At 66.6% G+C, this 16,482-nt stretch carries 24 protein-coding genes; 15 read left to right on the top strand and 9 right to left on the bottom strand.

The features are described 5' to 3' along the window. The 3 genes from GV001_RS03600 to GV001_RS03590 all read right to left on the bottom strand — a co-directional run bounded on the left by GV001_RS03600 (position 1) and on the right by GV001_RS03590 (position 1,592). A complete protein-coding gene (locus tag GV001_RS03600) occupies positions 1 to 735 on the bottom strand; it encodes a phasin family protein (protein WP_160078217.1) in 735 nt (244 codons plus the stop codon). Positions 736 to 745: 10 nt separating this feature from the next. Further along, positions 746 to 1,195: a phasin family protein gene (locus GV001_RS03595; RefSeq protein ID WP_160078215.1), complete on the bottom strand. Its 450-nt coding sequence runs from the start codon at positions 1,193 to 1,195 to the stop codon at positions 746 to 748. 118 nt (positions 1,196 to 1,313) lie between these two features. Further along, positions 1,314 to 1,592 (bottom strand): polyhydroxyalkanoic acid system family protein, encoded by a 279-nt coding sequence (locus GV001_RS03590; protein ID WP_160078213.1) that lies wholly within the window; start codon positions 1,590 to 1,592, stop codon positions 1,314 to 1,316. Positions 1,593 to 1,706: 114 nt separating this feature from the next. On the opposite strand from GV001_RS03590, the gene ubiE reads away from it, so the two are divergent. The 10 genes from ubiE to GV001_RS03540 all read left to right on the top strand — a co-directional run bounded on the left by ubiE (position 1,707) and on the right by GV001_RS03540 (position 8,153). Then, positions 1,707 to 2,477: a bifunctional demethylmenaquinone methyltransferase/2-methoxy-6-polyprenyl-1,4-benzoquinol methylase UbiE gene (gene ubiE, locus GV001_RS03585; protein ID WP_160078211.1), complete on the top strand. Its 771-nt coding sequence runs from the start codon at positions 1,707 to 1,709 to the stop codon at positions 2,475 to 2,477. Beyond that, positions 2,477 to 3,091 (top strand): SCP2 domain-containing protein, encoded by a 615-nt coding sequence (locus tag GV001_RS03580; RefSeq protein ID WP_160078209.1) that lies wholly within the window; start codon positions 2,477 to 2,479, stop codon positions 3,089 to 3,091. Before ubiE ends, GV001_RS03580 begins: the two co-directional genes overlap by 1 nt. Beyond that, the gene (gene ubiB / locus GV001_RS03575) at positions 3,088 to 4,677 is read left to right on the top strand and encodes a ubiquinone biosynthesis regulatory protein kinase UbiB (protein ID WP_160078207.1); all 1,590 of its coding nucleotides are present in this window, start codon (positions 3,088 to 3,090) and stop codon (positions 4,675 to 4,677) included. Before GV001_RS03580 ends, ubiB begins: the two co-directional genes overlap by 4 nt. A gap of 130 nt (positions 4,678 to 4,807) precedes the next feature. Then, positions 4,808 to 5,209, top strand: a complete 402-nt coding sequence (gene hisI / locus GV001_RS03570; protein WP_160078205.1) for a phosphoribosyl-AMP cyclohydrolase — start codon at positions 4,808 to 4,810, stop codon at positions 5,207 to 5,209. Beyond that, positions 5,202 to 5,537, top strand: a complete 336-nt coding sequence (locus tag GV001_RS03565; protein ID WP_160078203.1) for a phosphoribosyl-ATP diphosphatase — start codon at positions 5,202 to 5,204, stop codon at positions 5,535 to 5,537. Before hisI ends, GV001_RS03565 begins: the two co-directional genes overlap by 8 nt. A gap of 21 nt (positions 5,538 to 5,558) precedes the next feature. Then, a complete protein-coding gene (locus GV001_RS03560) occupies positions 5,559 to 5,822 on the top strand; it encodes a twin-arginine translocase TatA/TatE family subunit (RefSeq protein ID WP_160078201.1) in 264 nt (87 codons plus the stop codon). 9 nt (positions 5,823 to 5,831) lie between these two features. Beyond that, positions 5,832 to 6,185, top strand: a complete 354-nt coding sequence (gene tatB, locus GV001_RS03555; RefSeq protein ID WP_160078199.1) for a Sec-independent protein translocase protein TatB — start codon at positions 5,832 to 5,834, stop codon at positions 6,183 to 6,185. Continuing rightward, positions 6,182 to 6,970, top strand: coding sequence for a twin-arginine translocase subunit TatC (gene tatC / locus GV001_RS03550; RefSeq protein WP_160078197.1), 789 nt, complete (start codon positions 6,182 to 6,184; stop codon positions 6,968 to 6,970). Before tatB ends, tatC begins: the two co-directional genes overlap by 4 nt. Further along, positions 6,967 to 7,674 (top strand): 16S rRNA (uracil(1498)-N(3))-methyltransferase, encoded by a 708-nt coding sequence (locus tag GV001_RS03545; protein WP_160078195.1) that lies wholly within the window; start codon positions 6,967 to 6,969, stop codon positions 7,672 to 7,674. The genes tatC and GV001_RS03545 overlap by 4 nt, the downstream gene beginning before the upstream one ends. 65 nt (positions 7,675 to 7,739) lie before the next feature. Continuing rightward, on the top strand, positions 7,740 to 8,153 hold the full coding sequence (locus GV001_RS03540) for a UPF0158 family protein (RefSeq protein ID WP_160078193.1): 414 nt from the start codon (positions 7,740 to 7,742) through the stop codon (positions 8,151 to 8,153). A gap of 103 nt (positions 8,154 to 8,256) precedes the next feature. On the opposite strand, the gene GV001_RS03535 is transcribed toward GV001_RS03540, so the two are convergent. The 5 genes from GV001_RS03535 to pip all read right to left on the bottom strand — a co-directional run bounded on the left by GV001_RS03535 (position 8,257) and on the right by pip (position 12,384). Continuing rightward, entirely contained in the window at positions 8,257 to 8,991 is a 735-nt protein-coding gene (locus tag GV001_RS03535) for an amino acid ABC transporter ATP-binding protein (RefSeq protein ID WP_160078191.1), read from the bottom strand. Then, positions 8,984 to 9,946 carry an amino acid ABC transporter permease gene (locus tag GV001_RS03530; RefSeq protein ID WP_160078189.1) on the bottom strand — a complete coding sequence of 321 codons (963 nt, stop codon included), beginning with the start codon at positions 9,944 to 9,946 and terminating at the stop codon, positions 8,984 to 8,986. Before GV001_RS03530 ends, GV001_RS03535 begins: the two co-directional genes overlap by 8 nt. Before the next feature lie 95 nt (positions 9,947 to 10,041). Next, positions 10,042 to 10,833, bottom strand: coding sequence for a transporter substrate-binding domain-containing protein (locus tag GV001_RS03525; RefSeq protein ID WP_160078187.1), 792 nt, complete (start codon positions 10,831 to 10,833; stop codon positions 10,042 to 10,044). 145 nt (positions 10,834 to 10,978) lie between these two features. Further along, the gene (dtd, locus tag GV001_RS03520; RefSeq protein WP_160078185.1) at positions 10,979 to 11,416 is read right to left on the bottom strand and encodes a D-aminoacyl-tRNA deacylase; all 438 of its coding nucleotides are present in this window, start codon (positions 11,414 to 11,416) and stop codon (positions 10,979 to 10,981) included. Continuing rightward, positions 11,413 to 12,384, bottom strand: a complete 972-nt coding sequence (gene pip / locus GV001_RS03515) for a prolyl aminopeptidase (protein ID WP_160078183.1) — start codon at positions 12,382 to 12,384, stop codon at positions 11,413 to 11,415. The genes dtd and pip overlap by 4 nt, the downstream gene beginning before the upstream one ends. Before the next feature lie 143 nt (positions 12,385 to 12,527). Here pip and GV001_RS03510 point away from each other — a divergent pair, with 143 nt between their 5' ends. Further along, on the top strand, positions 12,528 to 12,959 hold the full coding sequence (locus GV001_RS03510) for a hypothetical protein (protein ID WP_160078181.1): 432 nt from the start codon (positions 12,528 to 12,530) through the stop codon (positions 12,957 to 12,959). A 21-nt stretch (positions 12,960 to 12,980) separates the two neighbouring features. Here the strand turns inward: GV001_RS03510 and GV001_RS03505 are convergent, their stop codons facing one another. Next, the gene (locus tag GV001_RS03505) at positions 12,981 to 13,535 is read right to left on the bottom strand and encodes an isoprenylcysteine carboxylmethyltransferase family protein (RefSeq protein ID WP_160078179.1); all 555 of its coding nucleotides are present in this window, start codon (positions 13,533 to 13,535) and stop codon (positions 12,981 to 12,983) included. 106 nt (positions 13,536 to 13,641) lie between these two features. On the opposite strand from GV001_RS03505, the gene GV001_RS03500 reads away from it, so the two are divergent. Genes GV001_RS03500 through GV001_RS03485 form a run of 4 tightly spaced genes read left to right on the top strand, consistent with a single transcriptional unit; the run spans position 13,642 to position 16,421 of the window. Then, positions 13,642 to 14,049 (top strand): beta-hydroxyacyl-ACP dehydratase, encoded by a 408-nt coding sequence (locus GV001_RS03500; protein ID WP_160078177.1) that lies wholly within the window; start codon positions 13,642 to 13,644, stop codon positions 14,047 to 14,049. After that, positions 14,042 to 14,926 (top strand): ABC transporter ATP-binding protein, encoded by an 885-nt coding sequence (locus tag GV001_RS03495; RefSeq protein WP_160078175.1) that lies wholly within the window; start codon positions 14,042 to 14,044, stop codon positions 14,924 to 14,926. Before GV001_RS03500 ends, GV001_RS03495 begins: the two co-directional genes overlap by 8 nt. Beyond that, positions 14,923 to 16,107 (top strand): ABC transporter permease, encoded by a 1,185-nt coding sequence (locus GV001_RS03490; RefSeq protein WP_160078173.1) that lies wholly within the window; start codon positions 14,923 to 14,925, stop codon positions 16,105 to 16,107. Before GV001_RS03495 ends, GV001_RS03490 begins: the two co-directional genes overlap by 4 nt. Beyond that, complete coding sequence (locus GV001_RS03485; protein ID WP_256664855.1) at positions 16,092 to 16,421, top strand: acyl carrier protein; 330 nt, start codon at positions 16,092 to 16,094, stop codon at positions 16,419 to 16,421. Before GV001_RS03490 ends, GV001_RS03485 begins: the two co-directional genes overlap by 16 nt. The last annotated feature ends 61 nt before the right edge of the window (positions 16,422 to 16,482 follow it).

The following is a 16,482-nucleotide window of genomic DNA, read 5'->3' as shown; positions in this document are numbered from 1 at the left end:
TCAGGACGGAGTAGCAGGCGCTACCGGAGCGACTACCGGAGCGGCAGCAGGCGCGGCAGCCGGAGCAGCAGCGGCCGGTTTGGCGGCAACCGGCTTGGCGGCGGCTTTCGGTGCAGCCGGCTTCTTCGCCACGGCTGGTTTGGCCGCCGGCTTCGCAACAGGCTTGGCAGCGGCCTTGGCAACCGGCTTGGCGGCAGCTTTGGCGACCGGCTTGGCGGCAGCCTTAACCGCCGGCTTGGCAGCCGGTTTAGCGGCAGGTTTGGCGACCGACTTCACCGAAACACCGGTGAGCTTCTCGATCTGCTTGGTCAGGGTGTCGACCTTGGTCTGCAGCGCCTTCACTTCGTTGCGGCTCGGCACGCCGAGGCGGGAGATCGCACTGTTCAGACGCTTGTCGAAAGCCTCTTCCAGCTCGTTCCACTTGCCCAGGGCCTTGTCCTTGACTTCGTCGACTTTCGACTTGGCCGTGTCAACAGTCGAACCGACGGTGGTCTTCACCGCGCCCAGCTGCTTGTCGACTTCGGTCTTGGCTTGTTTCTCGGCTTTCTCGCCATCCTTGACCAGACCGTCGAACAGCTTGGTGCCGTCCTTGCTGACCTTGGAATAGGCGCCGAGACCGGCCAGCCAGATCTGCCGCGAATACTTCTCGACTTCGCCGATCCAGGAACTGGTTTCCTTCTTCGCTGCTGGCTTCTTAGCTGCCGGTTTTGCAGCGGTAGTTTTTTTAACAGCCATCCTGCTCTCCTTATTGGGTACGCGCGACACGTTCAAGCAATGCATTCAACTCGTCCAGCTTAGCAGAGAGTGCCTCAACGTCTTGCTTGGACGGAATACCCAGACGATTCAGGGCGCTGGCAACACGGTTGTCGAAGGCTTTTTCGACCTTGTCGAGCTGCACTTCGACTTTCTCTTTAACGCCGAACACGCTGCTCTTGACGCTTTCCAGCTGACTGCTGATCTGGCTGTTGGCCGCGTCGACCTGCTCGGTCACCAGCTTCTTGCCCTGTTTCTCGACGCCTTCACCGGCCTTGACCAGTTCCTTGAAGTAACCGGCGCCTTCCTGGCCGGCCTTGACGTAGGCCCCCAGGCCCGCCAGCCAGACCTTGTGGGCATAGGCCTTCACGTCGGTCAGCACGGTGGCTTTGCTTTCGACTTCGACAGCGACTTTCTTCTTAACGGCGGCTTTAGTGGCCATGGGGCACCTCACGCTCAAGTGATGGAAAGTTGGTCCTTGCGCAGGACTTGAGCTCAAGGTAGGGAGAAAAATTAGAAATCACATACTAGGTGGCGAAATAGCTGCGCCAGGTCAGCCTTCACGCCTGCAGGTGCTTGTCCAGGGTGTCTTCGATTTCGCGCTTGATGGTGCCGCCCAGGGCCGACAGCAGCAGGCCGAGGTTGAGCTTGACGCGTACCTGATCGGCACTCACTTCGATGGTGCCGTCGGCGCCACTGCGCTTGAACTCCAGGGTGTCGCCGGCCCAGCGGTATTTCACGTCGTATTCGCGCGCCAGGCGCTCGGCGAGCATCTCGGCTTTTTCGCGGGCGGCCTCGCGACCGAGGGAATGGGAACGTTCGACGGTGATACGGGCCATGCACAACTCCGACAGCGACCTGGTGTCGCACGACTATACAGCGCCGCCTGGCGCCAAGACAAAGGCCGGCCACGGGTTTAGAATGGCCGCCACTTTGATTCCGGTGACCGCGACATGAACGATCCGCGCAAGGCCCCAGAGCAGGAAAAGACCACCCACTTCGGCTTTCAGGACGTTCCGGAAAGCCAGAAGGCCGAGAAGGTCGCCGAGGTGTTCCACTCGGTAGCGGCCAAATACGACCTGATGAACGACGTGCTGTCCGGAGGCATGCACCGCCTGTGGAAGCGCTTCACCATCGAACTGTCCGGCGTACGCCCGGGCAATCGGGTGCTGGATATCGCCGGCGGCACCGGCGACCTGGCGCGCAAGTTCTCCAGCCTGGTCGGCCCGACCGGCGAAGTGGTGCTGGCCGATATCAACGAGTCGATGCTCAAGGTCGGCCGTGACCGCCTGCTCGACAAGGGCGTGGCCGGCAACGTGGTGTTCGTCCAGGCCGACGCGGAGAAGCTGCCGTTCCCGGACAACCACTTCGACGTGGTCACCATCGCCTTCGGCCTGCGCAACGTCACCCACAAGGAAGACGCCCTGCGCTCCATGCTGCGCGTGCTCAAGCCGGGCGGTCGCCTGCTGGTGCTGGAGTTCTCCAAGCCCTCCAGCCCGCTGCTGGCCAAGGCCTACGATGCCTACTCGTTCGCCTTCATGCCGCTGGCCGGCAAGCTGATCACCAACGACGCCGACAGCTACCGCTACCTGGCCGAATCGATCCGCATGCACCCGGACCAGGACACCCTCAAGGCGATGATGGCAGAGGCCGGCTTCGAGCGCGTGACCTACCACAACATGACTGGCGGCATCGTCGCCCTGCACCGCGGCATCAAGCCCTGATGTTATTGAGCGGCCTGCTGGCCGGCGTCGAGCTCGGTCTCAACCGCGTGCTGACCATGGACAGCACCGCGCTGCCGCGCCTGGCCCGGCTGGACGGCAAGGTCATCGCCATCGACTGCCAGAGCCCGGCGCTGCAGCTGTTCCTCCTGCCCAGCGGCGAGGGCCTGCAACTGGCCAGCCAGTGGAGCAGCGCCGACTGCACCCTGCGCGCCCCGGCCGCCAGCCTGCTGCGCCTGGCCCTGGCCAGGGACAAGACCAGCGTGCTGCACCGCCCGGAAGTCGAACTGGATGGCGACAGCGCCGCCCTGCTGGAACTGACCAACATCCTCCAGGACCTCGAACTGGACTGGGAATACGAGCTGTCGCGCTGGCTCGGCCCGGTCGGCAGCCAGCTGCTCAGCGGCCATCTGCGCAGCCGGGCGAACTGGGCCGGCAACAGCCTGGACAGCCTGCGCCACAACCTCGCCGACTACCTCAGTGAAGAATCGCGCCACCTGGTCGGCCAACGCGAGGCCGACGCGCGCTTCGCCGAACTCGACCAGCTCAAGCTCGCCCTCGACCGCCTCGACGCGCGTATCGAGCACCTCGCCCGCAAGGTAAAACCCTCCGAATGAAGCTGCTTGCCGCCCGCCGCCTGCTGCGCATCCTGCGCGTGGTGATTCGCTACCGCCTCGACGACCAGCTGCTGCACCTGCCGCTGCCCACCTGGATGCGCGTGCTGCGCTTCGCCCTGCCCTGGCGCTGGCTGCCGCGCCGCCCCTCAACCCTGAGCCGTGGCGAGGCCCTGCGCCTGGCCCTGCAGGACCTCGGGCCGATCTTCATCAAGTTCGGCCAGTTGCTCTCCACCCGCCGCGACCTGCTGCCGCCGGACATGGCCGACGAGCTGGCCAAGCTGCAGGACCAGGTACCGCCTTTCCCCGCCGCCGAGTCGGTGGCGCGCATCGAGCAGCAGCTCGGCGCCAGGGTCGGTGAAGTCTTCGCCCGTTTCGAGGTGGAACCGCTGGCCTCGGCCTCGGTGGCGCAAGTGCATGCCGCGCAGTTGAAAAGCGGCGAGGAAGTGGTGGTCAAGGTGATCCGCCCGGGGCTCAGGCCGATCATCCGCTCGGACCTGGCCTGGCTGTTCCTCGCCGCGCGCCTCGCCGAGAAGGCTTCGGCCGATGCCCGCCGCCTGCGCCCGGTGGAAGTGGTCAGCGATTACGAGAAGACCATCTACGACGAGCTCGACCTGCTGCGCGAGGCAGCCAACGCCAGCCAGCTGCGGCGCAACTTCGACGGCTCCGAGCTGCTCTACGTGCCGCAGGTGTACTGGGACTGGTGCCGGCCCAAGGTACTGGTGATGGAGCGCATCTACGGCGTGCCGGTGACCGACATGGCGGTGCTCGCCGACCAGCGCACCAACATGAAACTGCTGGCCGAGCGCGGCGTGGAGATCTTCTTCACCCAGGTGTTCCGCGACAGCTTCTTCCACGCCGACATGCACCCCGGCAACATCTTCGTCAGCACCCGCACGCCGTGGAGCCCGCAGTACATTGCGATCGACTGCGGCATAGTCGGCAGCCTCACCCCCGAGGATCAGGACTACCTGGCGCGCAACCTGATCGCCTTCTTCAAGCGCGACTACCGCCGCGTGGCGCAGCTGCACATCGACTCCGGCTGGGTGCCGGCCGAGACCAAGGTGAATGATTTCGAGGCGGCGATCCGCACCGTCTGCGAGCCGATCTTCGAGAAGCCGCTGAAAGACATCTCCTTCGGCCAGTTGCTGCTGCGCCTGTTCCAGACCGCGCGCCGCTTCAACATGGAAGTACAGCCGCAGCTGGTGCTGCTGCAGAAGACCCTGCTGAATATCGAAGGCCTGGGCCGCCAGCTGTACCCGGACCTGGACCTGTGGAGCACCGCCCAGCCCTTCCTCGAACGCTGGATGCGCGAACGCATCAGCCCGCTGCACCTGCTGCGCAACTTGCAGCAGCAGGCCGAGCAGGTGCCACACCTGTCGCAGATGGCCCGCGACACCCTGGAGCGCCTCAACCAGCAACCCGCTGCCGCCCCCGTGGCGGCCGCAGCGGCGCACGCCTGGCCACTGCGCCTGGTCGGTGCCGCGCTGATCGCCGGCGGCGTCAGCCAGGGCCTGAGCCTGGCCGTCGCCAGCTGGGCGGCCTGGCTCAGCCTGAGCGCCGGCCTGCTGCTGATCCTGCGCCGATAGCCAGTACCGGCCACGGCTGGCACACTAATCAAGAAGCGCCAATTGTGTGCAGCACCTGCACCAACAGCGCCCAGCATTTACCGGCTGCGCCCGACGCAGCATGAGACAAGCCCGCACGGGCGGAATAGCGATGACTGACTGGCTCGACGAAATCACCTGGAACGAAGACGGCCTGGTCCCGGCCATCGCCCAGGACTATAAGACCGGACGCGTGCTGATGATGGCCTGGATGAACCGCGAGGCCCTGGCCCTCACCGCCGCCGAGCAGCGTGCCATCTACTGGTCACGTTCGCGTGGCAAGCTGTGGCGCAAGGGCGAGGAGTCCGGCCATGTGCAGAAGCTGCATGAGCTGCGCCTGGACTGCGATGCCGACGTGATCATCCTGATGGTCGAACAGCTCGGCGGAATTGCCTGCCACACCGGGCGCGAAAGTTGCTTCTACCGGGTGTGGCAAGATGGCGCGTGGCACAGCGTCGATCCGGTACTGAAAGACCCGCACGCCATCTACCATACGGAACACAAGCATGAGTGACACCCTCACCCGCCTGGCCGAAGTGCTGGAGGCGCGCAAAGGCGCGGCGCCGGACAGCTCCTACGTGGCCAGCCTGTATCACAAGGGCCTCAACAAGATTCTGGAGAAGGTCGGCGAAGAGTCGGTCGAAACCATTCTTGCGGCCAAGGACGCAGCCATCAACGGCGATTGCAGCGACCTGATCTACGAAACCGCGGACCTCTGGTTCCACAGCCTGGTCATGCTCGCCGCCCTCGGCCAGCACCCGCAGGCCGTGCTGGACGAGCTGGACCGGCGTTTCGGCCTGTCCGGGCATGCCGAAAAAGCGGCGCGCCCCACATCCGACTGATCATTTGCGAGGACTGATTACATGGGCATTTTCGACTGGAAACACTGGGTCGTCATTCTGATCGTGGTGGTACTGGTGTTCGGCACCAAGCGCCTGAAGAACCTCGGCTCCGACCTGGGCGAGACCATCAAGGGCTTCCGCAAGGCAATGAACAGCGAAGAAGGCGACAAGCCTGCCGAACCGCAGCCGCAACCACCGGCCCCGGCCGCTGGCGAGCAGCTGCACAAGCCGCAGACCATCGACGCCCAGGCCCAGCGGGTCGAAGAGCCTGCGCGCAAGGACTGACCCCAGGCCATGTTCGATATCGGCTTTTCCGAACTGCTGCTGGTCGGCCTGGTCGCGTTGATCGTCTTCGGCCCCGAGCGCCTGCCCGCTGCCGCGCGCACGGCCGGCCTGTGGATCGGCCGGCTGAAGCGCAGCTTCAGCGCGATCAAGGCCGAGGTTGAGCGCGAGATCGGCGCCGACGAGGTACGCCGCCAGCTGCATAACGAGCAGATCCTGCAGATGGAGCGCGAGCTCAAGCAGTCGATCCTGCCGCCGGCCAGCGCCCCCGCCGCCACCGCGACCGGCGAGCCGCCAGCCGCAGCTGCGGCGAACCCCGCCAGCAGTGCCCCCGCCCAGCCTTCGGAGCCTTCGCGCCAGCCATGAGCCACAGCCAAACCGAAGCGGATGCCGAGATGCCCCTGGTGGCGCACCTCACCGAGCTGCGCACCCGCCTGCTGCGCTGCGTGATCGCGATCTTCGTGGTATTCGCCTGCCTGTTCTACTTCGCCCAGGACATCTACACCATCGTCTCGGCACCGCTGCGCGCCTACCTGCCGGAAGGCGCGACGATGATCGCCACCGGCGTCGCCTCGCCGTTTCTCACCCCGTTCAAGCTGACCGCCTGGTGCGCGCTGTTCCTCGCCGTGCCGATCATCCTGCACCAGGTCTGGGGCTTCATCGCGCCGGGGCTGTACAAGCACGAGAAACGCATCGCCATGCCCCTGCTGGTCTCCAGCATCCTGCTGTTCTACGGCGGCATGGCCTTCGCCTACTTCCTGGTATTCCCGATCATCTTCCACTTCTTCGCCAGCGTGACCCCGGAAGGGGTGGCGATGATGACCGACATCAACGAGTACCTGGACTTCGTCCTGACCCTGTTCTTCGCCTTCGGCGTGGCCTTCGAGATCCCGGTGGCGACCTTCCTGGTGCTGTGGGTCGGGGTGGTCGACATCGAGACGCTGAAGAAGAGCCGGCCCTACGTGATCGTCGGCTGCTTCGTGGTCGGCATGGTCCTCACCCCGCCGGACATCTTCTCGCAGACCCTGCTGGCCGTGCCGATGTGGATGCTGTTCGAGGTCGGCCTGCTGTTCGGCGGCCTGGTGCGCAAGCGCAGCGAACACGAGCCGGACGACGATTCCGGCGACCAGCCGCCCGCGCCGCTGCCGTGAACCTGCTGCTGCTGGAAGACGCCGACTTCGTCGCGGCGGATCGCGTCGTTCTCGCCGGTCGCCGCCTCAAGCACCTGCAGGAAGTGCACCGCGCCGCCGTCGGTGACAACCTGCGGGTCGGCCGCCTCGGCGGCCCGATGGGCAGCGGCAGCCTGCTGCAGCTGGACGAACAGCACGCCGAACTGCAGGTCAGCCTGGACCAGCCGCCGCCGGCCAAGTTGCCGCTGACCCTGCTGCTGGCCCTGCCGCGACCGAAGATGCTCAAGCGCGTGCTGCAGACGGTCAGCGCCATGGGCGTGCCGCGCCTGGTGCTGCTCAACAGCTACCGGGTGGAAAAGAGCTTCTGGCAGACCCCCTTCCTCGAACCCGATGCCATTCGCGAGCAGCTGATTCTCGGCCTGGAGCAGGCGCGTGACACGCTGCTGCCCGAAGTGATCATCGAGAAACGCTTCAAGCCCTTCGTCGAGGACCGCCTGCCGGCCATCGCCGCCGGCAGCCTGGGCCTGGTCGGCCACCCAGGCGACTTCCCCGCCTGCCCGCGCGCGGTCGAGCAGCCGGTGACCCTGGCCATCGGCCCAGAAGGCGGCTGGATCCCCTACGAAGTCGAGAAACTGCAGGAAGCCGGCTTGCAGCCGGTGCAGCTGGGCGAGCGCATCCTGCGGGTGGAGACGGCGGTACCGGCGCTGCTCGCGCGCCTGTTCTGAAGGCGTTGCTCTGCAACATCGGCAGGCTTAGGCTGACGGCATCTTCCGCCGTCGAGAAGCCGATCATGCGCCCGCTGACTATCGACCTGGACGAACTGGCCTTCGCCCTCAGCACCGAGGGCCTGGACCACTACCTGGACCTGCTCAGCGGCAAGCTGCTGCTGATCCGCGAGGAAGACCCCGATCCCGAGCTGGAGGCGCTGCTGCGCAGCGAGCCGGAGCGCTTCCTGCTGGTCGAGCCGCTTGGCTCAAGGGAAGGTTTCCGCATGATGGAGGACTTCCTCCAGACCGTGACCCGGCAGGAGGCCTACCGGGCCCTGGAACGGGCCCTCTCCGGACGCAAGCCCTTTCGCACCTTCAAGAACGTGCTGATGGACTATCCGGACCTGCTGCAGGCCTGGTACGACTTCGAGGCCGAGCGCCTGCGCGAGCTGGCGCAGGACTGGCTGCTGGACAACGAGCTGCAGCCAGTCCGGTAGGGTGCGTCGGGCCACCGCGCCATCATTGGTGCGCCTGGCGCCCCTACGACAAAGGCCCTGGCAGAACGACAAACCGCCACGGCGGTGGCGGTTTGTCGCGGCCTCAGAGCACTTGCCTGAGGAAGCTCTGCGCCCGCGCATCCTGCGGCTTGGCGAAGAACTGCGCCGGCGGCGCGTCCTCCAGCAGCTTGCCATGATCGAAGAACAGCACGCGGTCCGCCACCTCGCGGGCAAAGCCCATCTCGTGGGTGACGCAGACCATGGTCATGCCTTCCTGGGCCAGCTGCTTCATCACGTCCAGCACCTCGCCGACCATCTCCGGGTCGAGCGCCGAGGTCGGCTCGTCGAACAGCATCACCTTGGGCTCCATGCACAGGGCGCGGGCGATGGCCACCCGCTGCTGCTGGCCGCCGGACAGGCGCGAGGGGTACTCGTGGGCCTTCTGCGCGATGCCGACCTTGGCCAGCAGCGCCTGGGCCTTGGCCTCGCGCTCGGCCTTGCCGCGCTTGCGCACCACCTTCTGCGCCAGGCACAGGTTCTCCAGCACGGTCATGTGCGGGAACAGGTTGAAGTGCTGGAACACCATGCCCACCTCGCGGCGGTAGGCGTTGATGTCGGTTTTCGGGTCGGCCAGGTCGACGCCGTCGATGCTCACCGAGCCGTCGTCCAGCTCTTCCAGGCCGTTCAGGCAGCGCAGGAAGGTGGACTTGCCGGAGCCGGACGGGCCGATCACCACAACCACCTCGCCACGCTTGACCTGCGTGCTGACGTTGTCCACCGCGCGCACTTCGTGGCCGCGGGCGTCGAAGACTTTTACCAGATTGCGGACTTCAATCACTTTTCCCGAGCCTCCGCTCCAGGCGGCTGGCGATTTGCGACAGCGGCAGGTTGATGACGAGGTAGAGCGCGGCCACACAGAACCAGATCTCGAAGGTGGAGAACGAGGTGGTGATGGCTTCGCGGCCGCTCTTGGTCAGTTCGGTGATGGCGATCACCGAGACCAGCGAGGTGTCCTTGACCAGGCTGATGAACTGCCCGGCCAGTGGCGGCAGCACCCGCTTGAAGGCCTGCGGCAGGATCACGTGGCGCATCGACTGGCCGGCGGTGAGACCCAGGGAGCGGGCCGCCTCGCCCTGGCCGCGGGCCACCGACTGCACGCCGGCACGGACGATCTCGCCGACGTAGGCGCCGGTGAACAGCGCCAGCGCGGCGACCCCGGCGAACTCGCGGGACAGGTTGAGCACGGTGCCGATGAAGAAGTAGAAGATGAAGATCTGCACCAGCAGCGGCGTGCCGCGCACCAGCTCGACATAGACGGTGGACAGGTCGCGCAGGGTCGGGTTGGCGGACAGCCGGCACAGGCCGGTGACCAGGCCAAGCACCAGCGCCATCGCACCGGAGGCCACCGAGATCCACAGGGTGGTCCACAGGCCCCAGAGCAGCGGGCCGGCGGCCCAGTGGCGGGTCACGCCGATCTCGTCGCCCTCGCTGACATCGTCGCCCTCGGCCACGCGCAGGCTGTCGCTGGCGATCTCCAGCACCTGCTCGCCACCGCCCTCGGCGGTCAGGGTCACGCGGGTCAGCTCGCCGGCAGCGCTGATGGCGCTGACGCTGCCGTAGTCGGCGGCGCGCTGGGCCTCCTCGGCCTGGTAGGCGAAGTACTGCGGCACCCGGTTCCAGCGCCACTCGTAGGAGATCAGCGAAGTGGAGTACCACAGGCCCCAGGCCGTCAGGGCCAGGACCAGCCCGGTGAGGACATGCCAGGGCCAGGTACGGCGGTGTTTTCTAATCACGGGAAAGTCTCGCTCATGGCGGGGAACAAAAAGCAGGCCCGGCCTTGTGGGCCGGGCCTGTCGTCACCAGCGGGGATCGAAGTCCGCCGCGGGGCTTACTCCATCTCTTTCAGCCAGTCGTTCTTCTTGAACCACTTGCTGTGGATGCGCTCGTAGGTGCCGTCGTGCTTGATCTGGTTCATCCAGTTGTTGATCCAGTTGAGGCTGTCGTAGTCGCCCTTCTTCAGGCCGAAGGCCAGCGGCTCGAAGGTGAAGGGCTCTTCGAGGAACACCAGCTTGCCGGCACCGGCCTTGTTCACCGCCACCACGTTGTACGGAGCGTCATAGATGAAGGCGTCGGCCTTGCCGTTGACCACGTCCATCACCGCTTCCTGCTCGTTGTCGAAGCCGTGGTACTGGGCCTTGGCGATCAGCTTCTTGGCGACCATCTCGCCGGTGGTGCCGATCTTCGAGGTGATGCGGTACTTGCCGTCGTTGAGGTCCTTGTAGGACTTGATCTCGCCCTGCAGCTCCTTGCGGATCAGCAGGGTCTGGCCGACCACGATGAAGGGCTCGGAGAAGTTGATGCGCAGGTTGCGCTCCTGGGTCAGGGTCATGCCGGAACCGATCATGTCGAACTTGTCGGTCAGCAGGGCCGGGATGATGCCGTCGTAGCTGGTGGACACCAGCTCCAGCTTGACGCCCATGGCCTTGGCCATGGCCTTCAGCAGGTCGACTTCGAAGCCGATGATCTCACCGCGCTTGTTGGTCATCTCGAAGGGCATGTAGGTCGGGTCCATGCCGACGCGCAGGGTGCCGCGCTTGACTGCATCGTCGACCACGCCGGCGTGGGCCAGGCCGGTCACGGCGCAGGCGGACAGCAGCAGAGACGCGAGAAACTTCTTCATTCCTATCTCCTAAGGGGGGACAACTCGTTGTATTGGTGCGCCCCACGGACACCGGGGCATGGCGGGCAATCCTAACCGCCCGGACAGTGGATGGCGAGTCGTAAAACAGGCAGGAATCGAGCCAGGTCGCCACGGCGACGAGAGGTCAGACGTCCAGGAGAAAGGTCACCGGCCCGTCGTTGACCAGGTGTACCTGCATGTCGGCACCGAAACGCCCGCTGGCCACCTGCGGGTGCTGCTGGCGGGCCAGCTCGACCAGCTGTTCGAACAGCTCGGCACCCAGCGCCGGCGGCGCCGCGCTGGAGAAACTCGGGCGCAGGCCGCTTTTGGTATCGGCGGCCAGGGTGAACTGCGAGACCAGTAGCAGGCCGCCGCCGACATCCTTGAGCGACAGGTTCATCTTGCCCTCTGCATCGCCGAACACCCGGTAATTGAGCAGCTTGTGCAGCAGCTTGGCGACACTGGCCGGGTCGTCCTGCGGCTCGACGCCGACCAGCGCCAGCAGGCCCTGATCGATGGCGCCAACGATCTCCCCGGCCACTTCGACGCGTGCACCGCGCACGCGCTGGATCAGCGCCTTCATGCTTCTTCGAGCGGCAGGTCGAGCAGGCGCCGGGCCATCTGGTCGGCGGCGCGCACCAGGGCATCGGTGATGCCGACTTCGGCGGCGGAGTGGCCGGCGTCGCGGATGATCTGCAGCTCGCTGTTGGGCCAGGCCTGGTGCAGCGCCCAGGCGTTGTCCAGCGGGCAGATCACATCATAACGGCCGTGCACTATGACGCCCGGCAGGTGGGCGATCTTCGGCATGTCACACAGCAGCTGGTCGGGGGCGAGGAAAGCATTGTTGACGAAGTAGTGGCACTCGATGCGGGCAATCGACAGGGCCCGGTGCGGCTCGCTGAAACGATCGACCACCTGCGGATTGGGGCGCAGGGTGGCAGTGCGCCCTTCCCAGGTCGACCAGGCCTTGGCCGCATGCATCTGGGCGATCTGGTCGGGGCCGGTCAGGCGACTGTAGAAGGCCTGCATCAGCTCGCCACGCTCCTCCGGCGGGATCGGCGCCAGGTAGTCCTCCCAGTAGTCCGGGAACAGGCGGCTGGCGCCTTCCTGGTAGAACCAGTGGAAATCCTGCGGACGGCACAGGAAGATGCCGCGCAGGATCAGCCCGTGGACCCGCTCCGGGTGCGCCTGGGCGTAGGCCAGGGCCAGAGTCGAGCCCCAGGAGCCGCCGAACAGCACCCACTGCTCGATGCCCAGGTGCTCGCGGATGCGCTCCATGTCGGCCACCAGTTCCTGGGTGGTGTTGTTCTCCAGGCTGGCATGCGGAGTGGAGCGACCGCAGCCGCGCTGGTCGAAGGTGACGATGCGATACAGGTTGGGATCGAAGTAGCGGCGGCTGGCCGCATCGCAGCCGGCACCCGGGCCACCATGGATGAACACCACCGGCAGGCCATCCGGGGAACCGCTTTCGTCCACATAGAGGACGTGCGGTTCCTGCACCGCCAGCTCGTGGCGGGCAAAGGGTTTAATCTCCGGATACAAAGTCTGCATGCTGCACTCCCGAATCTGTGCGAAAGAGACTGCCCGGTGGCGGCATGGGTGCCATCCATCCCGGGCAGGCTCGGAGGTCCCTTTTGATCAGGCGCCAATCGTCTACCGTGCCGGCCATCATAACCATGAAAGCGGAGTTGAGCATGCCCAGCAGGTTATTTGCCCTGTCCTTCCTCGTCCTCCTCAGCCTGCTCGGTGGCTGCACCCAGAGCGACCCGCAGGCCGCGCTGGAAGCGGCCGTGCAGCAGCTGCAGGACAACCTGGAGGCGAAAGATACGAGCGCCGTGCTGGAGCAACTGCAGCCGCAGTTCAGCGCCCAACAGCAGTACGACCGGGCCTGGGCCCAGCGCACCATGGCCCTGCTGTTCCTGCGCCACAAGCAGGTCAAGGTGCTGGCCCTGAGCCAGAGCAGCCGCATCGACCCGACCTACAGCAGCAAGGGCCATACCCAGGCACTGGTCGCCATGACCGGCGCCGAGGGCCTGACTCCCGACAGCGCCCGGCACTACAGCGTCAGGCTGGAGTGGTGGCTGGAAGACGGCGAGTGGCGCCTGGCCAAGCTCGACTGGGAATAATGCGCACCCGGCAGGGAGCCATCAGAACAGGTAGGGCACGAACATCTTGCTGCGCGCCATATACGCCCGGTACGCGTCGCCGAAGTAGACCAGGCACTCCGCCTCGTCGCGCCGCGCCGCCAGGTACAGCAGCACGCTGGCCAGCAACGCCAGGCCGAGGGTCAGGCCATCGAGCCGCTTGCAGGCAATGCCCCAGGTCAGCAGCAGCAGCGAGCAGAACAGCGGGTGGCGGATGAAGCGGTAGATGCCGCCGGTGACCAGCTGCGAGGTGCGCTCGAAGGCATACAGCTCGTCGTCGACCCGCTGCTCGCTCGGCCGGCCGTCGCGGCGCAACTGGTAGACGCCGAGCAGCACGACCAGCAGCGAGGTGAACAGCAGCAGCCAGGACAGCTTCTGGTGCAGGGCGTAGCGGTCCTCGAACCAGACCGGCGCATTCAGCACCAGCAGCGCCAGCATCGCCTCCCAGGCGAAGAAACGGTAGAAACCGTGGGACTGCGGACGGCGCAGCACTCGCCAGGAAATCCCCACCAGGGCCGCCGAGCCCAGGGCAAATGCCAACCACTGCTGCCACATCATCGTCCCGCTCCTTTATCCGACGCCCTTCCAGGCCATACAGCCCAGGCGCTGCGCCCGCTGCAGGCCCTCTGTTACACTTCGCGACCACCTGTTTCGACCGCCCGCAATGGACCGCACCCAACTGCACGCCCTGCTGCCCCATCAAGGCCCCGCCCTCTGGCTGGACGGCCTGCTGGCGCACGACGCCCGGCGTATCGAGGGGCTCAGCGCCTGGCGCCATCTGACCGCCTTCGGCGCCGATGCCTCGCCCTGCCTGCTGTTCGAGGCGGCGGCGCAGTTATGTGCGGCGCATGGTGCCCTATACGGCGCCGATAGTGCCATCGAAATAGCCCTGGTCGGCAAGCTCTCGCAGCTGCAGCTGCACCACGAGCCGAGCAGGCGTCAGGGCGCGCTGCGCGTCGCCGCCAGCCAGGAGGCCCTGAGCCCGGCCGGCGCGCTGTACGCCTTCAGCATCCATAGCGAGGAGCGCCTGCTGCTCGACGGCCAACTGCTGCTGGTGCTGGTCCGTGCTTGAGCTGCGCGGCCTCGGCTTCCGCTACCCCGGCAGCGAGCGGGCGGCCCTGCACGGCATCGACCTGCTGCTGCAGGCCGGCCAGTGCCTGGGCCTGCTCGGCAGCAACGGCGCCGGCAAGACCACCCTGCTCTCGCTGCTCAGCGGCGTGCTGCCGCTGCAACAGGGCGAGCTGCGCTGGAGCGCCAGCCCGCGCCTGGGTCTGGTGCCGCAGCAGCTGGCCTTCTACGCCGGGCTCAAGGTGCGCGAGAACCTCGAACTGTTCGCCGACCTCTATCGCCTGCGCGGCCAGGAGCGCCGCCAGCGCCTCGACCAGTGCATCGCCACCTGCGCCCTGCAAGACCAGCTGTCACGCCGCGCCGCAGGCCTGTCCGGCGGCGAACAGCGGCGCCTGAACTTCGCCATCGGCCTGCTGCAACCGGCCGACCTGTACCTGTTCGACGAGGCCACGGTGGGCGTCGATGCAGCCAACCGCCAGCTGCTGCTCGGCGCCATCGAACAGCTCGGCGCGGCCGGCAAGACGGTGATCTACACCAGCCACTACCTGGAAGAAGTCGAACGGGTCGCCCAGCGCATCCTCCTGCTGCACGAAGGCCAGGTGCGCCTGGATCTGGACAAGCGCCAGCTGCTCGGCGACGACCACGGCCTGCTGCTGGAGTGGCCGGACGCCGCACCGGCGGGGCTGCTGGAGCTGCTCGCGCGCCTGCAGCTGACGGTCGAGGTGCTGCCCGGTGGCCTGCGCATCCCGCAGCTGGATGGCCAACAGCTGCTGCAGATCAGCCAGTTCATCGCCGCGCAAAAACAGCTGCCCAGCCTGCTGCGCTTCGGCCGGCCGTCGCTGGAGCAGCTCTACCTGCACCTCAACGGAGGCCGGCTATGAGGCTGCACGCCCTGGTGCGCAAGGAAATCCGCCTGCTGCTGCGCGACCCCCATGCCCTGGCCGTGCTGTTCATCATGCCGGCGCTGTTCCTGGTGCTGATGGCCGGCGCCATGTCCAGCTACCTGCAGGACCGCCCGCCGGCCCTGCGCCTGGTGCTCGACATCCCCAGCGCCAGCGATTCCAGCCAGTTCTTCCAGGCGGCCCTGCAGGCGCAGCTGCCCGGCAGCGAGCTGCTGACCGAGAGCAACGAGCCACTGGCCCATGTACGCCTGAGCGCCGCGTTCGCCGCCACCCTGCTGGACAGCCCGCACCAGGGCCCCGGCCTGAGTTTCCCCGCGCAGTTCGACAAGCTGGCGCGCCAGCGCCTGCACAGCGCGGTGAGCATCGCCCTCGCGCAGACCCGCCTGCAGGCCTTCCTCGCCGACAGCGGCATGCTCGACCCGGCACTGAGCCTGGACGAGCGCCTGCAGCAGGTGCAGCAACGCACCCAGAGCCGGATCGACGAGCAGGAGCAGCTGGCCAGCGGCGACCTCAGTGGCCGCGCCAATGCCAGCCAGCTGAGCGTGCCGGCCTGGCTGATCTTCGGCATGTTCTTCATCACCCTGCCGATGGCTGGCGGCTTCCAGCGCGAACAGCAGAGCGGCACCCTGCTGCGTTTCCGCTGCCTGGGGTTGAGCCTCGGCACCCTGGCCCTGAGCAAGCTGCTGCCCTACTTCGCCCTCAACCTGCTGCAGTTCGCCCTGCTGCTGGCGCTCGGCGTGTACGGCCTGCCCGCCATCGGCCTGCAGGCCCTGAGCCTGCCCGGCAGCGCTGGCGCCTATGCCCTGCTGGCCGTCAGCGTGGCCCTGGCCACCTGCAGCCTCGGCCTGCTGCTGGCCGCCCTGGCGCGCAACAGCGAGCAGGCGCTGCTGCTCGGCGGCGGGCTGAACATCCTGCTCGCCGCCATCGGCGGGATCATGGTGCCGAAGAGCGTGATGCCGGCGGCCATGGCCCAGCTGGCCGAAGTTTCCCCGATGAGCTGGGCGCTGGACGCCTTCCTCACCCTGCTGGTGGGCCACGGCTCATCGGCCGACATCGCCCCCTACTGCGCGCGCCTGCTGCTGTTTGCAGCGGTGTGCGGGCTGGCCGGGCTGCTCCTGTTCCGCCACCGAGTGCAGCAAACGCAATGGACGACCTACTAGAACAACAACTCAAGCAACTGCTGATTCGCGAGTGCGACAAGGAAGACGATATCGACTGGCAGAGCATCGCCGACGACGAGCCGCTGTTCGGCGCCAAGAGCCGCATCGCGATGGACAGCCTGGACGCCCTGCAGGTATCCCTGGCCCTGCAGCAGCACTACGGCGTGCGCATCGAAGGAGCCAAGGACGGCCGCAAGATCCTCGCCAGCATCGCCAGCATCGCCGCCTTTATTCGCAGCGGTGCGGAAGGTGGCGAGCTAGAGCCAGACCAGGCGAAAGTGGGCGAAAAAGCGCAGTTTACGAGCAGTAAATGAGCATTTTGAGCCCGCTTTCAACGCCGGATGGCCGACGCGCAGCCCCCTTCCCACCGCTGCG

Source organism: Pseudomonas sp. 8AS (assembly GCF_902506505.1).
GTDB lineage: Bacteria > Pseudomonadota > Gammaproteobacteria > Pseudomonadales > Pseudomonadaceae > Aquipseudomonas.
This window is presented reverse-complemented; position numbering and strand designations above follow the sequence as displayed.

Excerpts from the sequence above, each read along its gene's own strand:
- GV001_RS03500 (WP_160078177.1), top strand. The coding sequence starts at position 13,642 with ATGGACCGCACCCAACTGCACGCCCTGCTGCCCCATCAAGGCCCCGCC.
- GV001_RS03505 (WP_160078179.1), bottom strand. The coding sequence starts at position 13,535 with ATGATGTGGCAGCAGTGGTTGGCATTTGCCCTGGGCTCGGCGGCCCTG.
- GV001_RS03580 (WP_160078209.1), top strand. The coding sequence starts at position 2,477 with ATGTTATTGAGCGGCCTGCTGGCCGGCGTCGAGCTCGGTCTCAACCGC.
- GV001_RS03590 (WP_160078213.1), bottom strand. The coding sequence starts at position 1,592 with ATGGCCCGTATCACCGTCGAACGTTCCCATTCCCTCGGTCGCGAGGCC.
- ubiE (WP_160078211.1), top strand. The coding sequence starts at position 1,707 with ATGAACGATCCGCGCAAGGCCCCAGAGCAGGAAAAGACCACCCACTTC.
- GV001_RS03560 (WP_160078201.1), top strand. The coding sequence starts at position 5,559 with ATGGGCATTTTCGACTGGAAACACTGGGTCGTCATTCTGATCGTGGTG.
- GV001_RS03595 (WP_160078215.1), bottom strand. The coding sequence starts at position 1,195 with ATGGCCACTAAAGCCGCCGTTAAGAAGAAAGTCGCTGTCGAAGTCGAA.
- GV001_RS03600 (WP_160078217.1), bottom strand. The coding sequence starts at position 735 with ATGGCTGTTAAAAAAACTACCGCTGCAAAACCGGCAGCTAAGAAGCCA.
- tatB (WP_160078199.1), top strand. The coding sequence starts at position 5,832 with ATGTTCGATATCGGCTTTTCCGAACTGCTGCTGGTCGGCCTGGTCGCG.
- GV001_RS03490 (WP_160078173.1), top strand. The coding sequence starts at position 14,923 with ATGAGGCTGCACGCCCTGGTGCGCAAGGAAATCCGCCTGCTGCTGCGC.
- pip (WP_160078183.1), bottom strand. The coding sequence starts at position 12,384 with ATGCAGACTTTGTATCCGGAGATTAAACCCTTTGCCCGCCACGAGCTG.
- GV001_RS03485 (WP_256664855.1), top strand. The coding sequence starts at position 16,092 with ATGGACGACCTACTAGAACAACAACTCAAGCAACTGCTGATTCGCGAG.
- hisI (WP_160078205.1), top strand. The coding sequence starts at position 4,808 with ATGACTGACTGGCTCGACGAAATCACCTGGAACGAAGACGGCCTGGTC.
- GV001_RS03565 (WP_160078203.1), top strand. The coding sequence starts at position 5,202 with ATGAGTGACACCCTCACCCGCCTGGCCGAAGTGCTGGAGGCGCGCAAA.
- tatC (WP_160078197.1), top strand. The coding sequence starts at position 6,182 with ATGAGCCACAGCCAAACCGAAGCGGATGCCGAGATGCCCCTGGTGGCG.
- ubiB (WP_160078207.1), top strand. The coding sequence starts at position 3,088 with ATGAAGCTGCTTGCCGCCCGCCGCCTGCTGCGCATCCTGCGCGTGGTG.
- GV001_RS03525 (WP_160078187.1), bottom strand. The coding sequence starts at position 10,833 with ATGAAGAAGTTTCTCGCGTCTCTGCTGCTGTCCGCCTGCGCCGTGACC.
- dtd (WP_160078185.1), bottom strand. The coding sequence starts at position 11,416 with ATGAAGGCGCTGATCCAGCGCGTGCGCGGTGCACGCGTCGAAGTGGCC.
- GV001_RS03510 (WP_160078181.1), top strand. The coding sequence starts at position 12,528 with ATGCCCAGCAGGTTATTTGCCCTGTCCTTCCTCGTCCTCCTCAGCCTG.
- GV001_RS03540 (WP_160078193.1), top strand. The coding sequence starts at position 7,740 with ATGCGCCCGCTGACTATCGACCTGGACGAACTGGCCTTCGCCCTCAGC.